17 protein-coding genes are annotated in these 23,618 nt (G+C 62.7%); 14 read left to right on the plus strand and 3 right to left on the minus strand.

Going from position 1 to position 23,618, the window contains the following annotated elements; genetic code table 11:
• Positions 1-10: 10 nt before the first annotated feature.
• Positions 11-1,393, plus strand: coding sequence for a carbon-nitrogen hydrolase family protein (locus JSS27_10855; GenBank protein MBS0209446.1), 1,383 nt, complete (start codon positions 11-13; stop codon positions 1,391-1,393).
• Positions 1,394-1,529: 136 nt separating this feature from the next.
• On the opposite strand, the gene JSS27_10860 is transcribed toward JSS27_10855, so the two are convergent.
• Together JSS27_10860 and JSS27_10865 are read right to left on the minus strand one after the other, a co-directional pair.
• On the minus strand, positions 1,530-2,921 hold the full coding sequence (locus JSS27_10860; GenBank protein MBS0209447.1) for a PhoPQ-activated pathogenicity protein: 1,392 nt from the start codon (positions 2,919-2,921) through the stop codon (positions 1,530-1,532).
• A gap of 46 nt (positions 2,922-2,967) precedes the next feature.
• A complete protein-coding gene (locus JSS27_10865) occupies positions 2,968-4,347 on the minus strand; it encodes an MFS transporter (GenBank protein ID MBS0209448.1) in 1,380 nt (459 codons plus the stop codon).
• A gap of 110 nt (positions 4,348-4,457) precedes the next feature.
• Between JSS27_10865 and JSS27_10870 the strand changes: the two genes are divergently transcribed.
• From JSS27_10870 to JSS27_10905, 8 genes are all read left to right on the plus strand, one after another.
• A complete protein-coding gene (locus JSS27_10870; GenBank protein ID MBS0209449.1) occupies positions 4,458-5,279 on the plus strand; it encodes a sugar phosphate isomerase/epimerase in 822 nt (273 codons plus the stop codon).
• Positions 5,280-5,473: 194 nt separating this feature from the next.
• Complete coding sequence (locus JSS27_10875; protein ID MBS0209450.1) at positions 5,474-6,508, plus strand: hypothetical protein; 1,035 nt, start codon at positions 5,474-5,476, stop codon at positions 6,506-6,508.
• Positions 6,509-6,853: 345 nt separating this feature from the next.
• A complete protein-coding gene (gene ubiE, locus JSS27_10880; protein MBS0209451.1) occupies positions 6,854-7,579 on the plus strand; it encodes a bifunctional demethylmenaquinone methyltransferase/2-methoxy-6-polyprenyl-1,4-benzoquinol methylase UbiE in 726 nt (241 codons plus the stop codon).
• Positions 7,576-8,259 (plus strand): UbiX family flavin prenyltransferase, encoded by a 684-nt coding sequence (locus JSS27_10885; GenBank protein MBS0209452.1) that lies wholly within the window; start codon positions 7,576-7,578, stop codon positions 8,257-8,259. Before ubiE ends, JSS27_10885 begins: the two co-directional genes overlap by 4 nt.
• 106 nt (positions 8,260-8,365) lie before the next feature.
• Positions 8,366-9,385 (plus strand): UbiA family prenyltransferase, encoded by a 1,020-nt coding sequence (locus tag JSS27_10890; GenBank protein MBS0209453.1) that lies wholly within the window; start codon positions 8,366-8,368, stop codon positions 9,383-9,385.
• A gap of 189 nt (positions 9,386-9,574) precedes the next feature.
• Positions 9,575-10,705, plus strand: a complete 1,131-nt coding sequence (gene mqnE, locus JSS27_10895) for an aminofutalosine synthase MqnE (GenBank protein MBS0209454.1) — start codon at positions 9,575-9,577, stop codon at positions 10,703-10,705.
• A gap of 334 nt (positions 10,706-11,039) precedes the next feature.
• On the plus strand, positions 11,040-11,561 hold the full coding sequence (locus tag JSS27_10900; GenBank protein ID MBS0209455.1) for a thioredoxin family protein: 522 nt from the start codon (positions 11,040-11,042) through the stop codon (positions 11,559-11,561).
• 143 nt (positions 11,562-11,704) lie between these two features.
• A complete protein-coding gene (locus JSS27_10905) occupies positions 11,705-12,847 on the plus strand; it encodes a sulfotransferase (protein MBS0209456.1) in 1,143 nt (380 codons plus the stop codon).
• A gap of 192 nt (positions 12,848-13,039) precedes the next feature.
• Here the strand turns inward: JSS27_10905 and JSS27_10910 are convergent, their stop codons facing one another.
• Entirely contained in the window at positions 13,040-15,238 is a 2,199-nt protein-coding gene (locus tag JSS27_10910; protein MBS0209457.1) for an acetylxylan esterase, read from the minus strand.
• A gap of 650 nt (positions 15,239-15,888) precedes the next feature.
• On the opposite strand from JSS27_10910, the gene JSS27_10915 reads away from it, so the two are divergent.
• The 5 genes from JSS27_10915 (at position 15,889) to JSS27_10935 (ending at position 23,509) form a co-directional block, all read left to right on the plus strand.
• Positions 15,889-18,948: a vitamin B12-dependent ribonucleotide reductase gene (locus JSS27_10915; protein MBS0209458.1), complete on the plus strand. Its 3,060-nt coding sequence runs from the start codon at positions 15,889-15,891 to the stop codon at positions 18,946-18,948.
• 614 nt (positions 18,949-19,562) lie between these two features.
• Positions 19,563-20,633, plus strand: coding sequence for a sulfate ABC transporter substrate-binding protein (locus tag JSS27_10920; protein ID MBS0209459.1), 1,071 nt, complete (start codon positions 19,563-19,565; stop codon positions 20,631-20,633).
• 101 nt (positions 20,634-20,734) lie between these two features.
• The gene (gene cysT, locus JSS27_10925; GenBank protein ID MBS0209460.1) at positions 20,735-21,550 is read left to right on the plus strand and encodes a sulfate ABC transporter permease subunit CysT; all 816 of its coding nucleotides are present in this window, start codon (positions 20,735-20,737) and stop codon (positions 21,548-21,550) included.
• Positions 21,540-22,454 carry a sulfate ABC transporter permease subunit CysW gene (gene cysW, locus JSS27_10930; GenBank protein ID MBS0209461.1) on the plus strand — a complete coding sequence of 305 codons (915 nt, stop codon included), beginning with the start codon at positions 21,540-21,542 and terminating at the stop codon, positions 22,452-22,454. The genes cysT and cysW overlap by 11 nt, the downstream gene beginning before the upstream one ends.
• Positions 22,451-23,509, plus strand: a complete 1,059-nt coding sequence (locus JSS27_10935; protein MBS0209462.1) for a sulfate/molybdate ABC transporter ATP-binding protein — start codon at positions 22,451-22,453, stop codon at positions 23,507-23,509. The genes cysW and JSS27_10935 overlap by 4 nt, the downstream gene beginning before the upstream one ends.
• Positions 23,510-23,618 lie beyond the last annotated feature (109 nt).

The raw sequence follows: 23,618 nt of genomic DNA on the forward strand, positions 1-23,618 counted from the left end.
GATGTTGCCGATGCGCTGCACGCTTGTCGGTCGGCGTGCGCACCTTGCTGTCTGGTGCGCGGCGATTGTTCCTTTGGCTCTCGGCGTGCTGGCGACCTCGACACGCGCGGCCGATGAACTGCTAAGCGAAGTGGCCGCGGTCGATGGCTGGCAAGCCATGACGCCGCGCCGCGAGCTAGCGCCGCAGTTCAGTAGCGCCCGTAACGGCGAGCAACTTGCCCTGTCGATCAAAAGCGACGCGCGCGAAGGGCTCGACGGTTATTGGACGCGCCGCTTCCAGGTGACCGGCGGGCAGTGGCACCGCTTCTCGACCTGGCGACAAGTAGCCGAGGTTGAATCGCCACGGCGCAGCGCCATGGTCCGCGTTATCTGGCGCGACGCCAACGATAAGCTCGTCCCCATTGGCCCGGAATCGAATACGACATTTCAGCCTCACACGCACCCGACCGCCTTTGCCGAACACCCGACCGATGGCGCGACCAAGGACGGCTGGACCGAAGTGGCCGGAACTTATCTGGCCCCGCCGAAGGCGACGCAGGCAATCGTCGAACTGCACCTGCGCTGGGCGCCCAGTGGTTCGATCACCTGGCGTGAAGCGAACCTCGCGCCGTCGAGCGCTCCGGCCGGGCGCAAAGTCCGGCTGGCGTCGATCCATTACATGCCCCGCGATGGGCAATCACCCGCCGACAACTGCCGGCAGTTTGTTCCGCTTGTAGAACAAGCCGCCCAACAGCGCGCCGACCTGGTCGTGTTGGGCGAAACGATCACGATCGTCAACAACGGCTACAAGGACCGTATCGCCGACGCCGCCGAGCCGGTCCCGGGGCCAACGACCGATTATTTCGGCCAGTTGGCCAAGCGGCACAACTTGTACATCGTCGTCGGCTTGTACGAACGGGCCGATCATTTGATCTACAACGTCGCGGTCCTGCTGGGGCCCGACGGCGGGATCGTCGGCAAGTACCGCAAGGTGATGCTCCCGCGCGAGGAAGTCGAAAAGGGGATCGCGCCAGGACACGAGTATCCGGTGTTCGACACGCGGTTCGGCAAGCTGGGAATGATGGTCTGCTACGACGCGTTCTTTCCCGAGGTGGCGCGGCATTTGAGCAATCGCGGCGCCGAAGTCATCGCCTTGCCGGTCTGGGGCTGCAACCCGACGTTGGCGGCCGCCCGGGCCATCGAGAATCACATCTATCTGGTGAGCAGCACGTACATGCAGCCGACCGACAACTGGATGCGCTCGGGCATCTGGGACCATTGCGGCCGATTGCTCGCCGAAGGCAACCAAGGGGGCTCGGTCGTGTTGGCCGAAGTCGATCTCGACGAGCGGACCTATTGGCCCAGCCTGGGTGACTTCCGCTCGCGCCTGCCACGCGAACGCGCCGAGGATTGACAGCTACGCCCGGAAATGGCCGACGGGACCAGAACCGGTGACGTGAGTCACCAGTTGGAACCTCGCGCGGCGCCGCGCCCATCACGATGCTTTACCGTGGTATTACGACCGCTATCCTTACCGCGGTGGCGACGCTCTATTCGCCCGCCGCCGTCGCCTTCGCGCTATCGACGATCCTCACGTTCGTCGACAGGTAATACGGCAAGCGATCGGTCTCGAACACCGCCTCGCCAAAGATCGCTTGAAAGCCGTCCTTTGGCTGTGGCAGGGTGAACTCGTAACCGGCCGCTTCTCCGGTGGCCGTCTTGGCGGCCGGCTGCATGGGTGTGCTCGACCAGCGTGCGTCACGGAAATCGCGTGTCGCTGCCGACGAGGTCCAGGCCACGACGCTCTTGGGCGGCACGTTGCTCTTCACATGCAGATGAAGCTGACCGTCGGCGTCTTTGTACTGCCAGCTCAGGTCGGCCAATTTCAACTCGCCCGCGCTTTGCCGATGCAGCGCCGTGATCGAGCCGACCAGTCGCTCGACGTCGCTCACGCCGTGACCGTGATTTGGCACGTAGAGGATGTACTTTGGCCCGAGCAGTTCGTGCCAGTAGATGTTCAAGGCGTCGAGCGGCCAGTACCGGTCATTGGTCCCCAGGATGATCAGCTTGGGCTGCTTCAAATCGTCGCGATAGCTGTACGGGTCGACGATCTGGGTCAACAGTTTCCCCGCCGGCGTGCGCACGACCTTGTCGAGCCCGCGGTCGGTGTAGTCGCGAATCTGCTCGGAAGGTTTGCCCCAGGTGGCGACCTGGTGCTCCATCTGCTTGGGCATGTTCAGCATGTCGATCACGGCCGGCGCGAGCGCCTTGACGCGCGGATCGACCGCCGCAGTCAACCACGTGGTCCAGCCGCGCTTCGAACCGCCGATGACCGTGAAGTTCTTGACGTCGAGCGACCACTCGCGCTTACCGAATTGCTCGATGGCGGTCATGCCGGCCGTGGCGCTTTTGACCATCGGCAACAGCAGCGGCCAGGTGTCATCCTGGGTGCGGTAATACTGCTCGAAAGTGTACGAGATCAACTGGTCTTCGCGTTTGCCTTCGAACAACGGTTGCTGCGGCACCTGCAACAGCACCGCCACGGCCGAGCCCAGTTGTTCGGCCGCTCCCATGAACATCATGGCCTGGCCGGGCAGCTTGTCATCGGCCCGCGCGGCCTGTTCGAGTTCAGCCTTCCAGTTGCCGCCGGCAATCACCAGCAGCGCCCGCGAACTGTCGCGCAATTGCTTGGGCTTCAGGATAAAGAGCTGGTGCTTCCAGGGAATCTCACGCCAGGTCTGCGACGTGAGCGTCAGCTCGACCCATTCGCCGTTGGGGGCGTCGCCACGGCGGCGCTCTTTCCAGCCGAACGAACTGTCGGCCTGGCCGACGTAGTTAGCGAGCGCTGAATCGACGGCGCCGGGCTCTTTGGCCCGCGCGGAAGCCGCGATCAACAGCGTGAAAACAACTCCGGTCAAGCTCCACGGCAGCGTGCGCGTCATGCGAATGGCCTTTTGAGTGATGGCAGCGAACGAGATGTTTGATTAGCTAAGCGGACTCGTCGACGTTCTGGCCTTTCAGCGAGATGTCTCGTGGCCCTGATCGAGAGTCATAAGTTCGGACGATTTGCCTCCAGGTCCAAGCCTCCGGCTCGCGCACCAGCGCCAGCCAGCCCGCGGTCATGGTACGCGCAATCCAGCCGGCCAGGAACAGGTATCCAAAAAACGTCAACGGCAGGGGGCCGCACGGTTCTACTCCGAAGCGGTCCCGCAGCGCGTCAACTATTTTCCCGCCAGCGATCGTCGCCGAGGCGTAACAGACGCCGGCCAGTCCGTGGTAGACGCCGAACCAGGCGGCCGCCTGTCCGCGCGGGGCCAGTTTCAACATCAACACCGGCACGCCGATGTTGATGCCAGCAAACGCCGACCAGGCCAGCCAAGCGCCGTATAGCCACACCGTATCCCCCGGCCGCGAGAGGACAAAAAACAACAGCCCGGCGGCTTGCGCGACTTGGCTGGCGATCAGGCCAGGCCGGAGTCCGAACCGATCACTGAACGAACCGAACCAGATGCTATAACCCATTTGGCCAAACCGCATCAACGCGACAAACAACGTCTGCTGAGCCAGCGACACCTTGAGAACTTCCTTGGGATAGACGCCTTGCGCCGCTTGCGTCAGTCCATTGACCAGCGAGCAGGTGCAGCCAAACGCCAACAACGGCCAAAAGACCGACGACGTAAGCGCGCGCCAAATGTTTCCGCGCTCGGCGGGCGCCAACTCCTGACGACGCCGCTCGGCGTACGCCGTCGCCTCGGGCATGAACCATAAAGGGACCAGCGAGGCCAGCAGCAACAGTACCCCCACGGCCGTCACCAGCCCGTAGGCCCAAACCATCGCCTCGGGGTATCGCTCCCGCCAAGTGTCGACGAAGTAGCCGCTCGCCCAGGCCAGCGGAATGATGGCCAGCAGTTGCCAGACATTGCGCCGCGAGAAGTATCGTCCCCGCACGCGCGCCGGCACGATCCTCGACCACCAGTCCCACAGCGCAACCGTTCCCAAAGCTTCCAACGCCTGGTGAACGCACAACAGGACGATGATGGTCTGGACGTGTGGCAAATACCGCAGCGGCGAGTCCACCACCGTGGCCACCGGCAACAGGGCGATCAGCGCGTAGCTCGATAACGTCAGCCAGAGGCACGCTCGGCGCGCCGAACCAAAGCTCGTAATCAACGCCGGCGCGGCAAAGCGGAGCATGCCAGCCAAGGCCTGGCTGGCCAGCAACCAGCTCAGTTCGCCCGCCTGGGCTCCCAGATCGAGCGACAGATACGTGACCAGCGACCCGCTGGTGAGCGCGTTCCCCGCGGCCCACAGCACGCCGTTCCAATGCCCCAGGCCGAGCGCACGACGGAGCGAGTCGCGAGTCGGCAATGCGTTTGATATGCTGGCGGTCAAATCGATTCCGATCGTGCGTTTGGATTCCCAGTCCGGCGTCCCGCGGCACGCCGATCTCCCACGCTGGCCCAGGATAGCAGCTTGCGATGATTCCGACACTCAGCCAGGTCTGTTCGCTGCCAAGCGCACTTGAGGACGACATCGCCGACTACGCCGCCGGCAAATGTCGCTCGATCGAGCTTTGGCTGGGCAAGGTCGAAGGCTGGCTGCAGCAACGCTCGGTCGGCGACCTGCGCCGGCTGTTGGCCGAGCAAGAGATGTCCGCCCCGGTGGCCAGCTACCAAGGGGGCCTTTTAATCAGCCAAGGGGACGCGCGTCGGGAGCACTGGGCCCATTTCGAGCGGCGTCTTGAACTCTGTCGCACACTCGGTGTCGGTACGTTAGTCGTGGCCGGTGATATCGTCGGGCCGCTGGCCCAGCAGGACATCGATCGCGCTCAGGCTTCGCTTGCCGAGGCGGCCCGGTTGGCCGGAGCGGCCGGAGTGCGGTTGGCCCTTGAGTTTCAATCAGGGGCGTCGTTCGGCAACAATCTGCAGACGGCCGCAGCGTTGGTCGGCGAGTGCGACTCGCCTCACCTGGGGCTTTGCCTCGACGTCTTCCACTTCGCGAATGGCCCCAGCAAGACCGAAGACCTGGGCTATCTGACCCCGGCCAACTTGTTTCATGTCCAGTTGTGCGACCTGGCCGGAGTGCCGCGCGAACTGGCCAATGACGCCGATCGAATCCTGCCCGGCGACGGCGATCTGCCACTCGAACCGATCGTGGCGTACCTGCGAGAGATCAGCTACGCCGGCCCGGTGTCGGTCGAATTGATGAATCCAGAAATCTGGTCGGTGCCACCACGACAATTTGGCGAGATTGCCATGACGGCCCTCCGCAAAGTGCTGGGCCTGGCAAGCATGAATTAGCCGAGTCGCTGGCTGCTGGCCGATTTGCCCGGCAAGATTGCGTAGTTGCCATCTTTGTCTCGGTTTCACACCGGGTCGGCTACGATTCGGCCGAGGATTTGCGCGGCACGATTGATTGACCGGCGGCGCGACGCTCCTACACTTAAAAGTGGGGAACTCAGGGGCCGCGGGACGTTCCAAGGAAGGGGGCAACAATGCGGGTGATGAGCATGTATCGGGCCTGTGCCTTCGTGCTGTGGTGTGCCGCGGGAGGCCTGATCGCCGGTGACCCGTTCGCGTCGCTGGTGAACGCTCAGACGTTCAACCATTCCCACGGCTTCCACCACCACGGTTCAGCGGGCGGCGGCGGCTGGAACACCTACTATGGAGGCAACTCGTTCATCAGCGGCTACAACGCCACGGGCGTGATCGCCGGCGGGCCGTATGTGTACATGTCGTGGCTTGCTTCGCCGTACTGGTCGGCGCCCATCACCACCGGCGGGCCGGTTTTCGCGCCGGCTGGCGCGCTGTTTGGCCCCCAGGCGCAATTCAACCAGGTCTTCGGCGGACAGATGGCCGGGGGTGGAGGTTTTGCCGGAGGCAACTTCCCGTTCGGCGCCAACGCTGCAGGACAGGGGGCCGGCGCAGCCAATCCACCGGCCGCGGCGAACAATCCACAAAATGGTTTTGGCAACGCCGGCAACGGCGCGGTCCCGCCGGCGCGACCACGGCACAGCAACGAAGCGGCCCTGGCCCGCGCTCGCGAACAGCTGCACGCCGGCGACGAGCGCTTTCACCATCAACGGTTCAACGAAGCGTATCAGCGTTACAAAGACGCCGCATCCAATGCGCCGGACATGCCAGGCATTTATTTCCGTCAAGGGCTCGCGCTGTCGGCGCTGGGGCAATACTCGAACGCAGCGCGCGTGATTCGTCGCGGGCTTGAACTCGAGCCGCAATGGGCCGCCAGTCAGTTCAATCTGGACGAACTCTGGCAAGGGAACCGCATGGCCAAGGTCGCTATGCGCGAGGCGATGGCCGAGGCGGCGCTGCAACGCCCCGAGGATGACGCCGTGCTGTTCCTGTTGGGCGTGCATCTCTATTTCGACGGCCAGCGCGAACGTTCACAGACGTTCTTCTCGCGCGCCGCGGCTTTGAACCCGCCCGAGGCGGGGTCTGCGCTGCGGTTCCTGCAGGAAATCAACCGTGGCCAGGCGGCCAACCCGCCCGCCGGCCCGCGCGCGATCTGATTTCAATCGCCATTGCGGGGCCTTTTTGCTCGTCCTTCGCCCCGCTCCCCCCATGCCAAGCGGGGGTTTCCGCGGTTATGATGAGCGGTTGTCGTGCGGTTGATGCTTTAGTGCTACTGCGCCCGAAGCGTGAGCGACATAGCGCAAAATCCTTCTCCCCCGGGGAGAAGGTGGTGAGCGCAGCGAACCGGATGAGGGTCACGAGTCAGGCTGGTAGTGATGTCGCGAGCGAGTAACGCGTTTACCCTCCCCCAGCCCCTCCCTGAAAGGGAGGGGTGTTTGCGTGTTACCGCCGCCGGGCCTGCTGATCAATTCAGTCTCTGCTTTTGGAACTAGCCACCTCCCATGCCGGTCGATAAGTCAGAAACTCGCGTGCGGCGGATGTTCGAGCAGATCGCCCCGCGCTACGACCTGCTGAACCATCTGCTGTCGATGAACATCGACAAGTACTGGCGCTGGCGGACGATTCGTCTGGTACCGCCGGCGGGGGACGCGCCGATTCTGGATCTGTGTACCGGGACGGGCGATTTGGCGTTGGCCTGGCGTTGCGCGACGGCGGGGCGCACGCCGATCGTCGGCGCTGACTTCTGCCACCCCATGCTCACGATCGGTCGCCAGAAAGGACACGCCGCCGGGGCGAACGGCGAGCTCACCTTCGTCGAGGCCGACGCTCAGCACTTGCCCTTCACCGACAACCTGTTCCAGATCGTTAGCGTGGCGTTCGGTCTGAGGAACGTCACCGACACCGATCGCGGACTGGGCGAGATGACGCGCGTCTGTCGGCCCGGCGGCCGGGTGGTCGTGCTCGAATTCTCCCAGCCGCGCTGGCAGCCGTTCGCGGCCATCTATGGCTGGTACTTCCGCAACGTGTTGCCGCGGATCGGACAAGCACTCGCGCGGAACGCCGACGAGGCGTACGCCTATCTGCCCCAAAGCGTCGGCGAGTTCCCCTCGGGCGAAGCCTTGGCCGAGCGGATGCGCGCGGCGGGGCTGACCGACGTCTGGTACCGAGCGCTGACGCTCGGCGTGGCGACGCTTTATGTAGGCACCAAGCCGGTGGTGGCATCATGAGTCGCGCTGATTTGCCGATCGTGGTCGGAATCACCGGGGCCAGCGGCGCGATTTACGCCGTGCGCTTGCTGGACGTGTTGTCCAGCCTGGGCCGGCGCGTACAGTTGTCGATCAGCCCCTCGGGCGCAGCCGTCATCGCGCAAGAACTGGGGCAAAAGATCGATGTCGAGAAGTTCACGCTCGATAGCTTGCTGCCATCGCGCGACGCGTTTGCCGACTCGGCGCGTTTTGCCACGTTGCGGGGCATCTTTCCGCGCCTGGCCAGCCACGAAGCCAGCCTGTGCGGCACGACCGAATACTTTCATCATCAGAACTTCTTTGCGCCAATGGCCAGCGGCTCGGCCCGGTCGGCCGGCATGGTGATCTGTCCGTGCTCCGGCGGCACACTGAGCGCCGTGGCCAACGCGGCGAGCGACAACCTGATTCAACGAGCGGCCGATGTTCACCTGAAGGAACGCCGGATGCTGGTCCTGGTGCCGCGCGAGACGCCCATGTCGGTGCCGCAACTCGAAAACATGACTCGGTGCGCCGAGTACGGGGCGGTCGTCCTGCCGGCCATGCCAGGGTTTTATCAGCGGCCGTCAACGCTGGGCGAGCTGGTCGACTTTGTCGTGGCGCGGATTCTGGACCAGTTCGACGTGGAACACCAGTTGATGAAGCGATGGGGAGAGAAGGAATGACCAAGCCGCAATGACCAATGACCAAAGTGCAGCCGTACTTGCCAGACAGGGCGTGCCCTGTCCCCTTGGTCATTGAGATTTGGACATTGGGATTTGCAGGTAGAGCATGCTCCGCCAAGTCCGTTTAATCCTGGAAATGATTCGCTTCAGCCACACGCTGTTCGCGCTGCCGTTCGCGCTGATGGCGGCGCTGATGGCTTGGAATTATGACAGCGCAATGGCGGCTCAAGTGCCAGAACAGAATGGACGTGTCATTCCATCGGCAGTCGATCGCTACGCCAAGAATGCCTTAGGCATAGAGAATAGCGGACTCGTGGGCGAAATCGTTCTCGATCCCGGGCCGTACTCTCCGTCACGTTGGCTGCAGGCGCTGGCCATCCTGCTCTGCATGGTCTTTGCCCGCAGCGCGGCGATGGCGTTCAATCGCCTGGTCGACCGCAGAATTGACGCCGAGAATCCGCGCACGGCCATGCGTCACCTGCCAGCGGGAACGCTGAGCGTGGCGGCCGTCACCGCGTTTGCGGTTGCGTGTGGGCTGTTGTTCATCGCCAGTACGGCGTTGTTTCTGCCCAACCGTTTGCCGTTGTATCTAAGCGCGCCGGTCCTGGCGTTTGTCTGTGGCTATAGCTTCGCCAAGCGGTTCACGGCGCTGGCTCACTTGTGGCTGGGCGTGGCGCTCAGTCTGGCCCCGATCGCGGTGTGGATCGCTCTGCGCGGCACGGTCGAGTGGCCACCCGTGGTGCTGGCCGGCGCGGTCGCGTTGTGGGTCATGGGGTTTGACATCATTTACGCTTGCCAGGATTTCGATTTCGATCAGCGTCGCGGCCTGCACAGCGTGCCGGCCCGGCTGGGCATCAAGGGCTCGCTCCGTGTCGCGGCCTTATGTCATGCGGCGATGATTGGACTGCTGGCCTTGTTGCCGCTGGTCTACCCGGCGTTTGGCGCGGCCTATTGGGTCGGCCTGGCGGCGACGACGGTGCTGCTGGTTTACGAGCATTGGCTAGTCCGCCCCGATGACCTATCGCGGGTGAATACCGCGTTCTTTCATGTAAACGCCGTGATCGGTTTGGGGCTGCTGGCAGTAACCATTCTCGATTTGCTGATCGTCCCTCGCTTGATAACATAAGGGGCCAAGCAACTGTTGGAGTGCCGCGACGACAACCGTAGGGTACGCACCCCGTGCGTACCATTCCGCAGTTAACCGACAGAACAATTCGGTACGCACGGAGTGCGTACCCTACAGGTTCGACAAAGTACCCCAGAACCGCCGCCCCACGTCCACGGTTTTCTCAACGAATCGCCCAGAGACTTTCCTGTGATTGCCAGCGAAACCAGCTTGAAGAACATTCGCGAAAAGGTGTTGGCCGGCGAGCGGCTGACGATGGACGACGGCTTGCTGCTATCGGATCCCAATACGCCGCTGTACGAGGTCGGCGCGCTGGCCGACTATGTGCGGCAGCGGAAGCACGGCCTCCGCGCTTATTACAACATCAACACGCACCTGAACCCAACGAACGTCTGCATCTATCGGTGCATCTTCTGCGCCTTCCGGTCGGACCTGCGCGACCCGAAGGGGTACGTGATGACCGACGAGGAGATTTTGGCCCGCGGGCGCGAAGCGCTCGAGAACGGCTGTACCGAAATGCACATCGTCGGCGGCCTGCACCACCAGAAGAAGATGGAGTGGTACGTCAACATCGTGCGCATTCTGCACCAGGCGTATCCGCAACTTCACTTGAAGGCCTGGACCGGCGTCGAAATCAACTGGTTCCAGCACCTGACCGGTCGAAGTGCGCGCGACATTTTGCAAGAGCTGATTGATGCCGGGCTGGGAAGCATGCCCGGCGGCGGCGCGGAGATTTTTCATCCCGAGGTGCGGGACAAGATTTGCGAGCACAAGGCCGACGCCGAAGCCTGGCTCGATGTGCATCGGCAAGCGCACCAACTTGGCCTGCGCACCAACTGCACGATGCTCTACGGCCACATCGAGAACGCGATGCACCGGGTCGACCACCTGATCCGGCTGCGCGAGTTGCAGGACGAAACCAGCGGGTTCCAGACGTTTATCCCGCTGGCGTTCCACCCGGATAACACGGGGCTGAACCACATCAAGAAGCCGTCGAGCCTGATGGACCTGAGGACGATGGCGGTCAGCCGGTTGATGTTGGACAACATCCCGCACATCAAGGCCTATTGGATCATGCTCGGGCTGGGGACGGCCCAGGCGGCGCTGCGCTTTGGCGCCGACGATATCGACGGCACCGTCCGTCACGAGCTGATCTATCACGACGCCGGCGCCGAGACCCCGGAGATTCTGTCGGTCGATCAATTGAAGCAGTTGATCGTCGAGGCCGGTTGCGAGCCGGTCGAGCGCGACACGCTGTACCATCGCGTCCACCGCGACGGTTCCAAGTGGGAAACCGGCGCGGCCATCGCTTCGGCGTAATTGCTCGATCGGTGTTTGCGCAAACCGGCTCTTGTAGGGTGCATTCTATGCACCTTATTTCGACGTTCGTTGCCAAGAGGCTTGGCGGATTGATCTCGCCCAACACCGGCTCCTCCCCCATCTCGTTGGTGGGAATCGGCCACAGATAAGGTGCATGGAATGCACCCTACAAAACTGGATTCCCGCCTGCGCGGGAAAACAGACAACCCACGCGGACGCCAGCACTGCTGGCGTCCGCCCCGCTTTTCGCAATTGACTTATTCGGCGGGCCTGCGAGACTCTTGCCCCTTCTCGTTTCACCATTCGGCCGTTGTCGGTTGCCGCGGAATCACGGATGATTCGCCGTCTCGCTCCTCGCGCCAAGTTGTGGCTGTCGTTTAGCGCAGGCCTGTTCGCAGGCCTGGCGTGGATCGCCGGCTGTACCGACGCCACCAGCCCGCCGGCCTCGCTCCCGCGGGCTGCCAACGCTCATACCAAGGTGTGCGGGCAAGTGGCGTTCACGGTCGGTTTCGAGCGTGGCCAAGCGCTGGCCCGCAGCCAGGGAAAGCCGATGCTGGTCTTCTTTACGCTCGACGAGTGCCCCTTCTCGACGGCCATGGCTGACGAGACGTTTGCCGAAACGTCGCTGGCGCGGCTGAGCGATCGGTTTGTCTGCGTGCTGGTCAATGCCGACGCCGAGCCCGAGGTGTGCGAGCGGTTCAAAGTGCAGGCGTTCCCCGCGGTGCAATTCGTGTCGCCGCAAGGAGCGCCGGTCGCGCATCTGGTCGGTCGACAATCGAGTAGTCGGCTGATGATCGAAATGCAGACCACGCTGCAAGCGTTGGCGCGACGGCCGCAAGAGCCGACGCTGCGCTAGGCGCTCACAGGTTTTGCGCCGTTTTTCACATGACAGTCTGTCTTTACGCATTGTCATCGCCCGTTCGGGTCGCTTGTTCGCCCGAGAATTGACGGCTAGACTTGCGACAGTTGTTTTACCCGCGTGTGACCGGCGAAGTTTGCATGTCTGTGGCCACGGCACCTGCTAAAACGAAGAATCAACCCACGTTGCGCGAGCATATTTTTGCGCCGCGATTCTGGGTCGGCATGAACGCGCGCGGCTGGTGGAAGCTGCTGGCCGAGAACCGCTTCGACATCGGTTGGCAGTACTGGCATGTCGCGGCCGCCATCAGCGGTTGGAGCGCGCTTAACTCGGTTTGGGGGACGGCGCAACAACTCGCCTTCGGCGGCAAGGTCGACCGGATCGAACTCGTCGCTCCGCCGATCATCGTGCTGGGGCATTGGCGCTCGGGGACGACCCTGTTGCACGAGTTGATGGTGCTCGATCCGCGGCATTCGTTTCCCAACACGTACGAGTGCCTGGCGCCGAATCATTTTCTGTCCAGTGAGAAGCTGATCACCCAGTGGTTCCATTCCTTGCTGCCAGCCCGCAGGCAAATCGACAACATGTCGGCCGGTTGGGACCGCCCGCAAGAAGAAGAGTTCGCGCTGTGTAACCTGGGAGTGCCGTCGCCGTACTTGCAGATCGCCTTTCCGAACCATCGCCACAAGTACGACGATTACCTGACGCTCGAAAACGTGCCCCCCAAGGTGGTGAACGCCTGGAAGCAAACGCTGCTGCGGTTCTTGAAACAGATCACGCTGCAAAATCCCAAGCGGTTGGTGCTGAAAAGCCCGCCTCACACGGCCCGGGTGAGCACGCTGGTCGAGATGTTCCCCGAGGCCAAGTTCGTCCACGTGATCCGCGACCCGAACGCGGTGTTCACATCGACCTACAACTTGTGGCGGACGCTCTACACGCGTCATGGGCTGCAGCGGCCGAACTACGAGGGGCTCGAGGAGTACGTCCTGTCGACGTTCGAGCGGATGTATCGCAAGTACGAGCGCGATCGTGCGCTGCTGCGCCCCGACCAACTGGTCGAAGTGCGGTACGAAGACCTGGTGGCCAATCCGATCGGCGAGATGGAGGCGATCTACGAACAGATGCAACTCGGCGGCTTCGACGAGTTGCGGCCGCGGCTCGAAGCGTACGTCCAGTCGCTCGACGGCTATCAGACGAACCGCTACGACGCCCGACCCGAGCACCGCAAGCTGGTCGCCGAGCGCTGGCAGCCGTTGATGCAGCGCTACGGCTACGAGGGGTAGGGGTCGCGCCACAGCAGCCGCCGACGTAAGTCGGCGGTTACGTGCGTCGGTGAGCATTCAAGCTCGGTTGGCCCAGCCGCTTGCCGGCTGGGTCGCGCAAGCGACAGGAAGAACGAGTCGCGTCCCACAGCGAATTGCTTGTTGCTAACGCAACCCGGCCGAGTAGCGGCCGGGCCACCCGATGTTGACCGCTTACTTCAGCAGCCACTTCATCAGCGCTGCCTTGTCGGCTTCGGGGGCAAACTGGAAGCGTTCGCGTTGACCTGGCCCGTTATAGACGTTGGCGACCGGCAAGATCGAATAGCTCGTCTCGCCAGTGACCCACATCTCGGCCGGCGCGGCCAAGGTCAGCAAGCCTGGCAAATCGCCGTATTTGACCGCTCCGGGCACGAAGTTCACATCGTCGAACTCGGTCAACCGCGCAAAGCGGAATCCATGCGTGTCGATGGCCAGGGCGTCGACCGCCGAGCCGGCCACGGCACACGCCGCCGCCACGTAGGGGGCCGCGCCGTTGCGAGCGACCATCGTCACCCGCTGGGGCTGCAACTTGCGGTTACGCACATAGGTGATCAGGGCCAGCAGATCGTGCGCCCGCTGGGCCAGCAACGAGTGGTTATAGCCATACGTGTAGCCAGCATATTTTGAAATGTCGCTCACTTTGGGGCCGACCACCAGTCGCTGTTTCGTGACCGGCTGGCCATCGGCGGTGAACTCGCCCTGGCCAAAAACATCGATGCCAGCCACCGCCGTGCCGGCGTCGAGCAACTGCTTCACCTCGGCCGTCGGCGCGCCATCTGCCGCGTACAGCGCCCGCTTCCCTTGGCCATCGATCCACAGCACGACCTGCTTGTTCCAGTTGGCCGGCAGCATAAACATCACTGGAATCTCTTCGCCGTGTTTGCGCACTCGCAACAGCGACGCAATTTCCTGGTACGTTCCTCGGTCATGCTGAGCGAGTTTTTCGTGCTCGACTTCGGCGGCAGCGGGCAGCTCGCGACCAATCAGCGTGGCCCAGCCCTCGCCGACCACGTTGCGCCAATGAGGCAGGTCGTCAGGGCTGTATGGCGCCAAGCGGGCCAGTTGCGCCTCGCCGTCGGCCGTCAACCATCGCAGCAGGCTACGCTCGTAATCGTCGCCACTGGGGGGCTTGGGATGCGACTCGTTCCAGACCGTGGTCTCGGCCTCGGTCAGGTGCCGGAACTCGGGCTCCTCGATCGGCTCGGACTGTCCCAACCGCAGGTGCTTGTTGAACCAGCCGTACATCACCAGTCGGCTTGGCGCGTTGTAGTTGTGCGGAAACTGCAAGTAGGGCACCCCCTGGACGTTCTCGCGCGCGCCGAGCAGGCCGTAGAGCTGCTGCAACTCGGGCAGCCCCTTGGTCGCGATCTCCTTGGTCCAATCATTGGCCGCGGTCATGCTGAGCGGCTTGGGGGCGAACAGCGCGGCCAGTTCGATATTGCCCGACCCGACACGCAAGTGAGGCGCGTTCTCGCAGGTGCAGCCCCCTTGCATGGCGGTCGAGACCATCACGGCTGGATGCGCGACCGTAATGCGCGAGTCGATCGCACAGAGGATAAACGTCTGGGTGCCGCCGCCACTGGCGCCGGTCACGCCGATTCGATCGGTGTCGACTTCGGGCAGCGAGCAGATCCAATCGAGGGCACAAAGCGAGTTGTACGTCTGCAGCCCCATCATGTTCTGCATGCGCAATTCCGCCTGGGGACTGAAGTAGCCCCAATTGGTCTCGGTGCTCATCGCCGCGCGCACGCCGGGGCGGTGGGTGATCTGCTGACTGTCGGCATAGCCGACCATGTCGTACAGGAACACAATGCAGCCCATTCGCGCCAATTGCTTCGAGCGCGACTGCAGCACGTTGCGGCCGTTATCAACATACTTCTCGGCGCCGGCCTCGACGTCTTTCTCGACCTTGGCCCGCTCGACGTCCATAAATCGACCGTTGGGCCAGTGTCCGTGCGGACAGAGCACGGCCGGGAACGGTCCTTCACCTTTCGCCGGGCGATACAAGCTGCCGGTGACGAAGTGACCAGGATAGCTTTGCAGATAGACGCGCTCGACGGTATAGCCGTCCTCCGCTACGCGGCCGTGAACGACGGCGCGGGCCGGAGTGCGCGTAGGCATGGGCCAGAGGCCTTGCGAGACGAGAACCTGGCGTCGGACAACGTCGGCGCGATCCTGCCACTCGGCGACCGACTTGGGCACCTCGAACGGAAAGTAACCGTCCAGCGTTTTAAGCGGTTCGAGCCGACGATCCGCCGGCAGTTTTCCGGCGGGCAACACGCGCCCCGACTCGGCAGCGACACGCGACGCCATCAGACCGACAACCGAAACGACGAAAACGCCGCAAACAGCGCGATGCCAAGTGTTCGACACGGAATATCCTCGCAAGGCACGGGAGAGCAGGAACGGGGAAGACGCAAAAACACCAAGCCGGACGATGCCACCTCGAGGCATGAGCATAAAGTCCGACCGACACCGCATCCACTTTTGCCGCTAGCATTTCGCTTTTTATCGCTAGCACATCGCACGAATTGCGGCTTTTCGCGGTGTTTCATCGACCAACTTCCCACGCCAAAATTTTTTCGAGTACGACCAAATTGTCGACGAGCGGCAAGGCGCTGGCGCTATCGCATTAAGTGGCTGTCATCTAAGCACTTACTGATAGCGCTATCGCGCACCCCCTGTTTGTGCGGTAGGCCGAATGTAGCTGTAACTCAATACAAATAAGTGGCTTGGGCCAATCTTGTTGACGCCTGCTGAAATCGCGGTAAGATCACCCCCTTACGCCGTATGTTGTAGCTAGCGCCACCGCCCACTACAATATATAGGTGCCGTTCGTATTGCTCGACCAGCGGCCATCTTACGTCGCTCAACTGGATAGGGCTGCTGCTGGTCTCGTGTGTTACGGAATGGAATCTGTGATCTACCTACGGTATGCTTGTCGATAAGTGTACGTGCGTTCACGTGACGTTTTGGGCCGGTGTGCATTCATTTCCATTTCTTGAATCGGGGGAAGGAAACCCATGTCGAACTTGGGCTCCACTACTGCCAAAGGTAACGCCGCCGTGGCTGAGAACACTCGCCGCAAACCTGCTCGTCGTTTCAACAAGGGTCTGTTGATTGATCCAATCTTCTGTTCGCCCGATGTCGAGGACGTCTACGGCACGGTCGAATGGGAAGTCCGCTCGGCCGCCATCAAGGGCGAAAGCGGCGAAGTGCTGTTCGAGCAGAACAACTGCGAGGTTCCCACGACGTGGAGCCAACTGGCCACCAACGTGGTCTGCAGCAAGTATTTCTATGGCGAGGTCAACACGCCCGAACGCGAATACAGCGTCAAGCAGTTGATCCACCGCGTGGCCCGCACCATTGCCGACTGGGGCATTGCCGACGGCTACTTCCACGGCCGCGCCGACGGCGAGACGTTTTATCGCGAGCTGTCGTGGCTCTGCTTGCACCAGCACGGCGCGTTCAACTCGCCGGTCTGGTTCAACGTCGGCCTGTATCACCAGTACGGCATCAAGGGCGCCCAGTGCAACTGGCACTGGGACAACGAAACCGCCACGGTGACCCAGCCCGAGAACCCGTACGAGTACCCGCAAGGCTCGGCCTGCTTTATCCAAGCGGTGCGCGACGACATGGAAGACATCATGGAGCTCGCCCGCAGCGAGGCCATGTTGTTCAAGTTCGGCTCGGGCACGGGGACCGACTTGTCGACCCTGCGTTCGCATCGCGAGAAGCTGTCGGGCGGTGGCAAGCCGTCGGGCCCGCTGTCGTTCATGCGCGTGTACGATCAGATTGCCGCGGTGGTCAAGAGCGGTGGCAAGACGCGCCGCGCCGCCAAGATGCAGTCGCTCAAGGTCTGGCACCCGGACATCATGGACTTCATCGAATGCAAGTCCAAGGAAGAGCGCAAGGCCAGGATTCTGATTCAGAACGGCTACGACTCGAACTTCAACGGCGAAGCGTACAGTTCGATCATGTATCAGAACGCGAACCTGTCGGTTCGCGTGACGGACGAGTTCATGCAAGCCGTCGTCGAGGACAAGCCTTGGACCACACGTTGGGTCACCGACGCCAATCGCGAAGGCCCGACGTTCCCGGCCCGCGACGTGCTGGCCAAGATGGCCGAGTGCGCTTGGGGCTGCGGCGATCCGGGCGTGCAGTACGACACGACGATCAACAACTGGCACACCTGCCCGAACTCGGGCCGGATCAACGCCAGCAATCCGTGCTCGGAATACATGTTCCTGGACGACACGGCCTGCAATCTGGCGAGCATCAACCTGATGAAGTTCCGCCACGAAGACGGCACGTTCGACGTCGAGCGGTTCCAGGCCGCTTGCCGCATCTTCTTCATCGCCCAGGAAATCCTGGTCGATCACGCCAGCTATCCGACAAAGAGGATCGCCGGCAACAGCCACCGCTTCCGTCCGCTGGGGCTGGGCTACTCGAACCTGGGCAGCTTGATCATGTCGAGCGGCCTGGCCTACGACTCGGATTCAGCGTACGGACTGTGCGGCGCGATGACCGCGCTGTTGCACGGGGCGGCTAACCTGACCAGTTCGGAACTGGCCAGCGCCGTCGGGACGTTCGACGGCTTCGAGGAAAATCGCGAGCCGATGCTGCACGTCATGCAGATGCATCGCGACGCGGTCGACCAGATCAACGACGCCTGCCCCAGCTATCTGAAGGACGCGGCCCGCAACGTGTGGGACGAGGTTCTCGGTTCGGGCGCGCGTCATGGCTTCCGCAATGCCCAGGCCACGGTGCTCGCCCCGACCGGGACGATCAGCTTCCTGATGGATTGCGACACGACCGGCATCGAGCCGGACATCGCCCTGGTCAAGTACAAGCAGTTGGCCGGCGGCGGCATGCTGAAGATCGTCAACAACACGGTCCCGCTGGCGCTCAAGAACTTGGGCTACGACGAGCCGCAGGTTCAGTCGATCGTCGGCTACATCAACGAAAACGACACCGTCGAAGGCGCTCCGGACCTGCGGGACGAGCACCTGCCGGTGTTTGACTGTGCCTTCCAGCCGCGCAATGGCAAGCGGAGCATTGCCTGGCGGGCGCACGTCCACATGATGGCCGCGGCCCAACCGTTCCTGTCCGGCGCCATCAGCAAGACGGTCAACATGCCGCGGGACACCACGCCCGACGACATTGCCAGCGCTTACCTCGAAGGTTGGCGTTTGGGCCTGAAGGCGATCGCCGTTTACCGCGACGGTTCGAAGGAGAGCCAGCCGCTCAACACTTCGACCGAAGGGGATAAGGCGGCCGGCAAGCTCAAGGCCGCGCCGCGACGCGAACGATTGCCCGACACCCGCAAGTCGGTCACCCACAAGTTCAACGTGGCGGGCCACGAAGGGTACATCACGGTCGGTCTCTACGAGGATGGCCGCCCGGGCGAGATGTTCGTCACGATGGCCAAGGAGGGGAGCACGATCGGCGGCCTGATGGACTGCTTTGGCACCGCGGTGTCGATGAGCTTGCAGTATGGCGTGCCGCTCGAGGTGTACGTGGGCAAATTCTCGCACACCCGCTTCGAGCCGATGGGCCATACCAAGAACCCGGACATCCGAATCGCCAAGAGTATTGTCGATTACATCTTCCGCTGGATGGGCATCGAGTTCCTGCCCGGCTACCGCGAAGCCAACACGGGTGTCGTGGCCGAATCGCCGGCCGCCAAGGCGGCGCCCTCGACCGAGGAGGACTCGGAAACCCAGAGCAAGCCCGTCGCCAAGAAGGCCGGCGGGCTGACCAGTGGGCAAGGAGCCAACGGGCACGCGAGCGGCGCGAACGGTCATGGTTCGCACGCTAATGGCACTGGCACCAGTGGCGCTGCCTCGAAGGGACATGCCAAGGCCTCGGCCAAGGCGGCTCCGACGGCGTCGCTGCTCGAACGGGCCGGCGTTGCGCCGAAGTTCACGTTCACCCCGAACGCGAACACGGCCAACCGAACCGAGCAGTTTGCCAGCTTCCAGGTCGACGCGCCGGTGTGTGACGGTTGCGGCTCGATCACCGTGCGGGCCGGCAATTGCTACCTGTGCCACAACTGTGGCAACTCGATGGGATGCTCGTAGGAAACGATGAAGTGGAAACGATAAACGCTAAATGAGGATTCGCGGCGCCGCGGGATTGAATCAATCGGCGTCGTTGCAGTTCTGATTTCGGTCGTTCATCGTTTTGTGGTTACATTCTCTTGTTCCTCAAGTCGGGCGGGTCGCCACGTGGCCGAGGCGACCCGCCCTTTTTCTTTGCGCGTCTTCCTTCCCGCCGCTCGCTTGACGTTAACGTCGTAGCGTGAAGTTCTTCGTCGCGCCCCTCCCGTTTAGCCGCTACGCCAACGGCGTGCGCGCATTCCTATGGAATGGCGACTAAACGTGCTGACTGACAGTAGCCGTCCATGCGTACTGCCGATTGACGACTATTTTAGTAAATATTTACTCGTTTTCTCTGCGGCATTTTCGATCCTCCATGACTTGCGATCGCTCAACCGACGCATCGATAAACAACGTAATATAAACTTAAATAATGACTTAGGACGTATTAACAGCATTACACCGCCACAACTGATACCAAAATCTAACGATACATTATATAGTTGACGATAATGGTAAACATAATAAACTTGTCCCATTCCGAGTGTTCGCCCGTCGGGCGATTCGCCCTTCAACCGCAATTGGGAGTTGTTGCCATGATTTACCATCGTCTTTGGTCCTGGCTCGCCGTGGCTGCCGTCGCCCTGGGGGTAGGAACCCTGGCGGGCTGCAACTCGTCGTCGAGCGCCAACTCGCCTGCCGTCGCCGGCGGCGAAGCCAAGCCAGCCGTGGCCGCCAAGAAGGTCGAGCTGCTTAACGCCTCGTACGACCCCACGCGCGAATTGTGGCGCGACCTGAACGCGGCCTTCATCGCCAGCTATCAGAAGAGCGACAACGTCGCGGTCGACATCGCCCAATCGCACGGCGGCTCGGGCAGCCAGGCCCGAGCCGTGGCCGACGGCCTGGAAGCCGACGTGGTGACGCTGGCCCTTTGGTCCGACACCGACGCGATCCGCAAAACGGGCCTGATCAGCTCGGGCTGGGAAGAACGGCTGCCGAATCACTCGTCGCCGTATTACTCGACCATCGTCTTCGTCGTCCGCAAGGGGAACCCGAAGCAGATCAAGGATTGGACCGACCTGACCCGCGACGGCGTGCAAGTCATCACCCCCAGCCCCAAGACCTCGGGCAACGGCAAGCTCAGCTTCCTGGCCGCCTGGGGTTCGGTCACGTCGCGCGGCGGCAGCGAAGAAGACTCGCTGAAGCTGGTGCGTCAGCTTTATGAGCACACGCCGGTCCTCGACTCGGCAGCTCGCGGTGCCACGGTCACCTTTGCCCAGAAGAAAATCGGCGACGTCCATCTAACCTGGGAAAACGAAGCCTATCTGGAGATCAAGGAATCGAAAGGTGAACTCGAAATCGTCTATCCGCCGGTCAGCGTCCGCGCCGAGCCGTCGGTGGCCGTCGTCGACAAGAACGTCGACAAGAAGGGGACTCGCGCCGCCGCCGAGGCGTACCTGAAGTTCACCTACACCGACGAAGGCCAAGAGATCATCGCCAAGAACTTCTACCGGCCGATCAGCGAATCGGTCGCTTCGCGCCACGCGGCCGACTTCCCGACAATCAAGCTGTTCCCGATCAACTCGCTGGGGGGATCGTGGGACGAGATCAACAAGAAGTTCTTCGCCGAAGGGGCAGCCTTCGACCAGATTTACGCCAAGAAGTAACCGCCGCCCGGCGTAACACCACCGACCGACGCGACTCCACTGACCGCCAAGCGCCCCCTTAACTGCCACGCCCCAGTCACTGTCGCATTGGACTCACGATCATGGCTCATCACGTACTACCTGGATTCCGTCTTAGCCTGGGCGCGACGCTCGGCTACCTCGGCGTGCTGGTCGTGCTGCCGCTGTTGGCGTGCGTCTTTCGTGCGGCCACGCTGACGTCGTCGCAGTTTTGGGGGGCGGTGTGGACCGAGCGCGTGCGCGCCGCGTACGCCTTCACGTTCGGCGCGTCGCTGGCCTCGGCTTTGGCCAGCACGCTGTTTGGCGTGCTGGTGGCCTGGGTCTTGGTCCGCTACGACTTCTGGGGCAAAAGTCTGGTCGACTCGCTGATCGATTTGCCCTTCGCCCTGCCGACGGCCGTAGCGGGCCTGGTTTATTCGAGCCTGTATGTCGAGAACGGCTGGCTGGGCCGCTTCCTCGTGCCGCTGGGCGTCCACGGCGCCTACTCGCGGTTCGCCGTGGTGTTGGTGCTGACGTTTCTGGGCCTGCCGTTCGTGGTCCGGGCGTTGCAGCCGGTGCTCGAGACGCTCGATCCCGACGCCGAAGAGGCGGCCCACCTGTTGGGGGCCAATCGCTGGCACACTTTCTTCAAGGTGATCCTGCCCCACATCATGCCGGCCGCGGTCACCGGCTTTGCCCTGTCGTTCGCTCGCGCGCTGGGCGAGTACGGCTCGGTGGTGTTCGTCTCGGGGAACATGCCGTTCAAGACCGAGATCGCCTCGGTGCTGATCGTCGCCCGCTTGGAAGAGTTCGCCTACAGCGAAGCCACGGCCATCGCCGTGGTGCTACTGGCCGCGTCGTTCACGATGCTGGTGATCATCAACCTGCTGGAACGCTGGAGCCTTGGCCATGCAACCTAGCAAAAGCCTGGCGTACACCGGCGGGCGCGGCTCGGCCGCGCGTAACGACCCCTGGTGGGTGCGTTACGCGCTGATCGCGCTCGCGCTCGGCGTCGTCGGCGTGCTGATCGTCGTTCCGGTTGTTCACGTCTTTTACCAGGCACTCAGCGACGGCTGGCACACGTACGCCGACAATCTGTTCGGCAGCAGCCAGCAAGCTCGCGATACCCGGCACGCCATCCTGCTGACGCTGATCGTCGCTCCGGTGGCGGTGGTGGCCAACACGGTGTTTGGCGTGGCGGCGGCTTGGGCCATCGCCCGGTTTCGCTTCCCCGGCCGGACATTCCTGACGGCGCTCATCGACTTGCCCTTCTCGGTCTCGCCGGTCGTGGCGGGGCTGATGCTGTTGTTGATCTTTGGCCTGCAAGGTTACCTGGGCGCGTGGCTGCGCGAGCATGACATCAAGGTCGTCTTCGCGCTGCCGGGCCTGATCTTGGCCACTATGTTCGTCACCTTGCCGTTCGTGGCGCGCGAGTTGATCCCGGTGATGGAAGCGATCGGCGATGAGGAAGAAGTGGCCGCGGTCAGCCTGGGGGCCAACGCCTGGCAACTGTTCCGCATGGTTACGTTGCCCAACATTCGCTGGGGGCTGCTGTACGGGCTGATTCTGTGCAACGCCCGGGCGATGGGTGAGTTTGGCGCGGTGTACGTCGTCTCGGGACACATCGCCGGCCGAACCGACACCATGCCCCTGCGGGTCGAGAAGCTGTTCCAGGAATACAACAATCCCGGCTCGTTCGCCGTGGCGTCGGTGCTGACGCTGCTGGCGTTGGTCACGCTGGTGATCAAGTTGGGACTCGAACGTCAGACACGTCGCGAACTGGCCGAGTCGGCCAGCCTGAAAGGAATCGAGAGCGAAGCATGAGTATCCGCGTCACACAACTCACCAAGCGCTTCAGCAAATTCACGGCCTTGGACAACGTGAGCCTGGAAATCCCGCACGGGTCGCTGACCGCGCTGCTGGGACCGTCGGGCTCGGGTAAGACGACCTTGCTGCGGATCATCGCCGGGCTCGAGACGGCCGACGCGGGGACCGTGCTCTATCAAGACCAAGACGTCACCCGTCGGTCGGCGCGCGACCGGAACGTGGGGTTCGTGTTCCAGCACTACGCCCTGTTCCGGCACATGACGGTGTTCGAGAACATCGCCTTCGGCCTGCGCGTGCGCAAGATCGCCAAAGCCGAAATCCGTCGCCGCGTCGAGACTTTGTTGCACCTGATCCGCCTAGCAGGTTTCGAGCAGCGCGTCCCGTCACAGCTTTCCGGCGGCCAGCGCCAGCGCGTGGCGCTGGCCCGGGCCTTGGCCATCCAGCCATCGGTGCTGCTGTTGGACGAGCCGTTCGGCGCGCTCGACGCCAAGGTGCGGCAAGAACTGCGCCAGTGGCTCCGCCGGCTGCACGACGAAATCGGCATGACCACGGTCTTTGTCACCCACGACCAGGAAGAGGCGTTCGAGGTCGCCGACCGCGTGGTGGTGATGAACCACGGCACGATCGAGCAAGTCGGCACGCCGCAGCAAGTGTTCGAGCAGCCGGCCAATCCGTTCGTGATGGACTTCCTGGGGAACGTGAATGTCTTCAGCGGCCGCGTCCAGAACGGCAAGGCGTCGTGGGGCGGAATGGAAGTCGAGTATCCCGACTACCCGCACGGCGAATCGCGCGACGCGAAAGTTTATGTTCGTCCGCACGAGCTCGACATCGAGCGCTATGCCGTGAGCGAACAGGCGATCCGGATCACCGTCGAGCGCGTGAATCCGACCGGTTCGGTGGCGAAGATCTACGGCACCTCGCTCGACTTCGGCTCGGCGATCCATGTCGAGCTCACGCCGGATCGTTACGCCGAGCTGAACCTGCAAGAAGGGGAAACCGTGTTCGTCGCCCCGCGACGCGTGCGGGTTTTCTTGCCGGAGTACAGCATCTAGCGCTGCCGGCATTCGGCGTTTCAATGCTTGACGGAACACACCTCGTCACGATTCTCGACGCCGCTTTAAAGCGATGCGGCGGAAAAACTTACGTATGCAAATTCGGATT

This window comes from Planctomycetota bacterium (assembly GCA_018242585.1).
Taxonomy (GTDB): domain Bacteria; phylum Planctomycetota; class Planctomycetia; order Pirellulales; family PNKZ01; genus JAFEBQ01.

Coding starts and splice junctions, on each gene's coding strand:
- JSS27_10855 (MBS0209446.1), top strand. CDS start 11: ATGCGCTGCACGCTTGTCGGTCGGCGTGCGCACCTTGCTGTCTGGTGC.
- JSS27_10860 (MBS0209447.1), bottom strand. CDS start 2,921: ATGACGCGCACGCTGCCGTGGAGCTTGACCGGAGTTGTTTTCACGCTG.
- JSS27_10870 (MBS0209449.1), top strand. CDS start 4,458: ATGATTCCGACACTCAGCCAGGTCTGTTCGCTGCCAAGCGCACTTGAG.
- JSS27_10875 (MBS0209450.1), top strand. CDS start 5,474: ATGCGGGTGATGAGCATGTATCGGGCCTGTGCCTTCGTGCTGTGGTGT.
- ubiE (MBS0209451.1), top strand. CDS start 6,854: ATGCCGGTCGATAAGTCAGAAACTCGCGTGCGGCGGATGTTCGAGCAG.
- JSS27_10885 (MBS0209452.1), top strand. CDS start 7,576: ATGAGTCGCGCTGATTTGCCGATCGTGGTCGGAATCACCGGGGCCAGC.
- JSS27_10890 (MBS0209453.1), top strand. CDS start 8,366: ATGCTCCGCCAAGTCCGTTTAATCCTGGAAATGATTCGCTTCAGCCAC.
- JSS27_10900 (MBS0209455.1), top strand. CDS start 11,040: ATGATTCGCCGTCTCGCTCCTCGCGCCAAGTTGTGGCTGTCGTTTAGC.
- JSS27_10905 (MBS0209456.1), top strand. CDS start 11,705: ATGTCTGTGGCCACGGCACCTGCTAAAACGAAGAATCAACCCACGTTG.
- JSS27_10915 (MBS0209458.1), top strand. CDS start 15,889: ATGTCGAACTTGGGCTCCACTACTGCCAAAGGTAACGCCGCCGTGGCT.
- JSS27_10920 (MBS0209459.1), top strand. CDS start 19,563: ATGATTTACCATCGTCTTTGGTCCTGGCTCGCCGTGGCTGCCGTCGCC.
- cysT (MBS0209460.1), top strand. CDS start 20,735: ATGGCTCATCACGTACTACCTGGATTCCGTCTTAGCCTGGGCGCGACG.
- cysW (MBS0209461.1), top strand. CDS start 21,540: ATGCAACCTAGCAAAAGCCTGGCGTACACCGGCGGGCGCGGCTCGGCC.
- JSS27_10935 (MBS0209462.1), top strand. CDS start 22,451: ATGAGTATCCGCGTCACACAACTCACCAAGCGCTTCAGCAAATTCACG.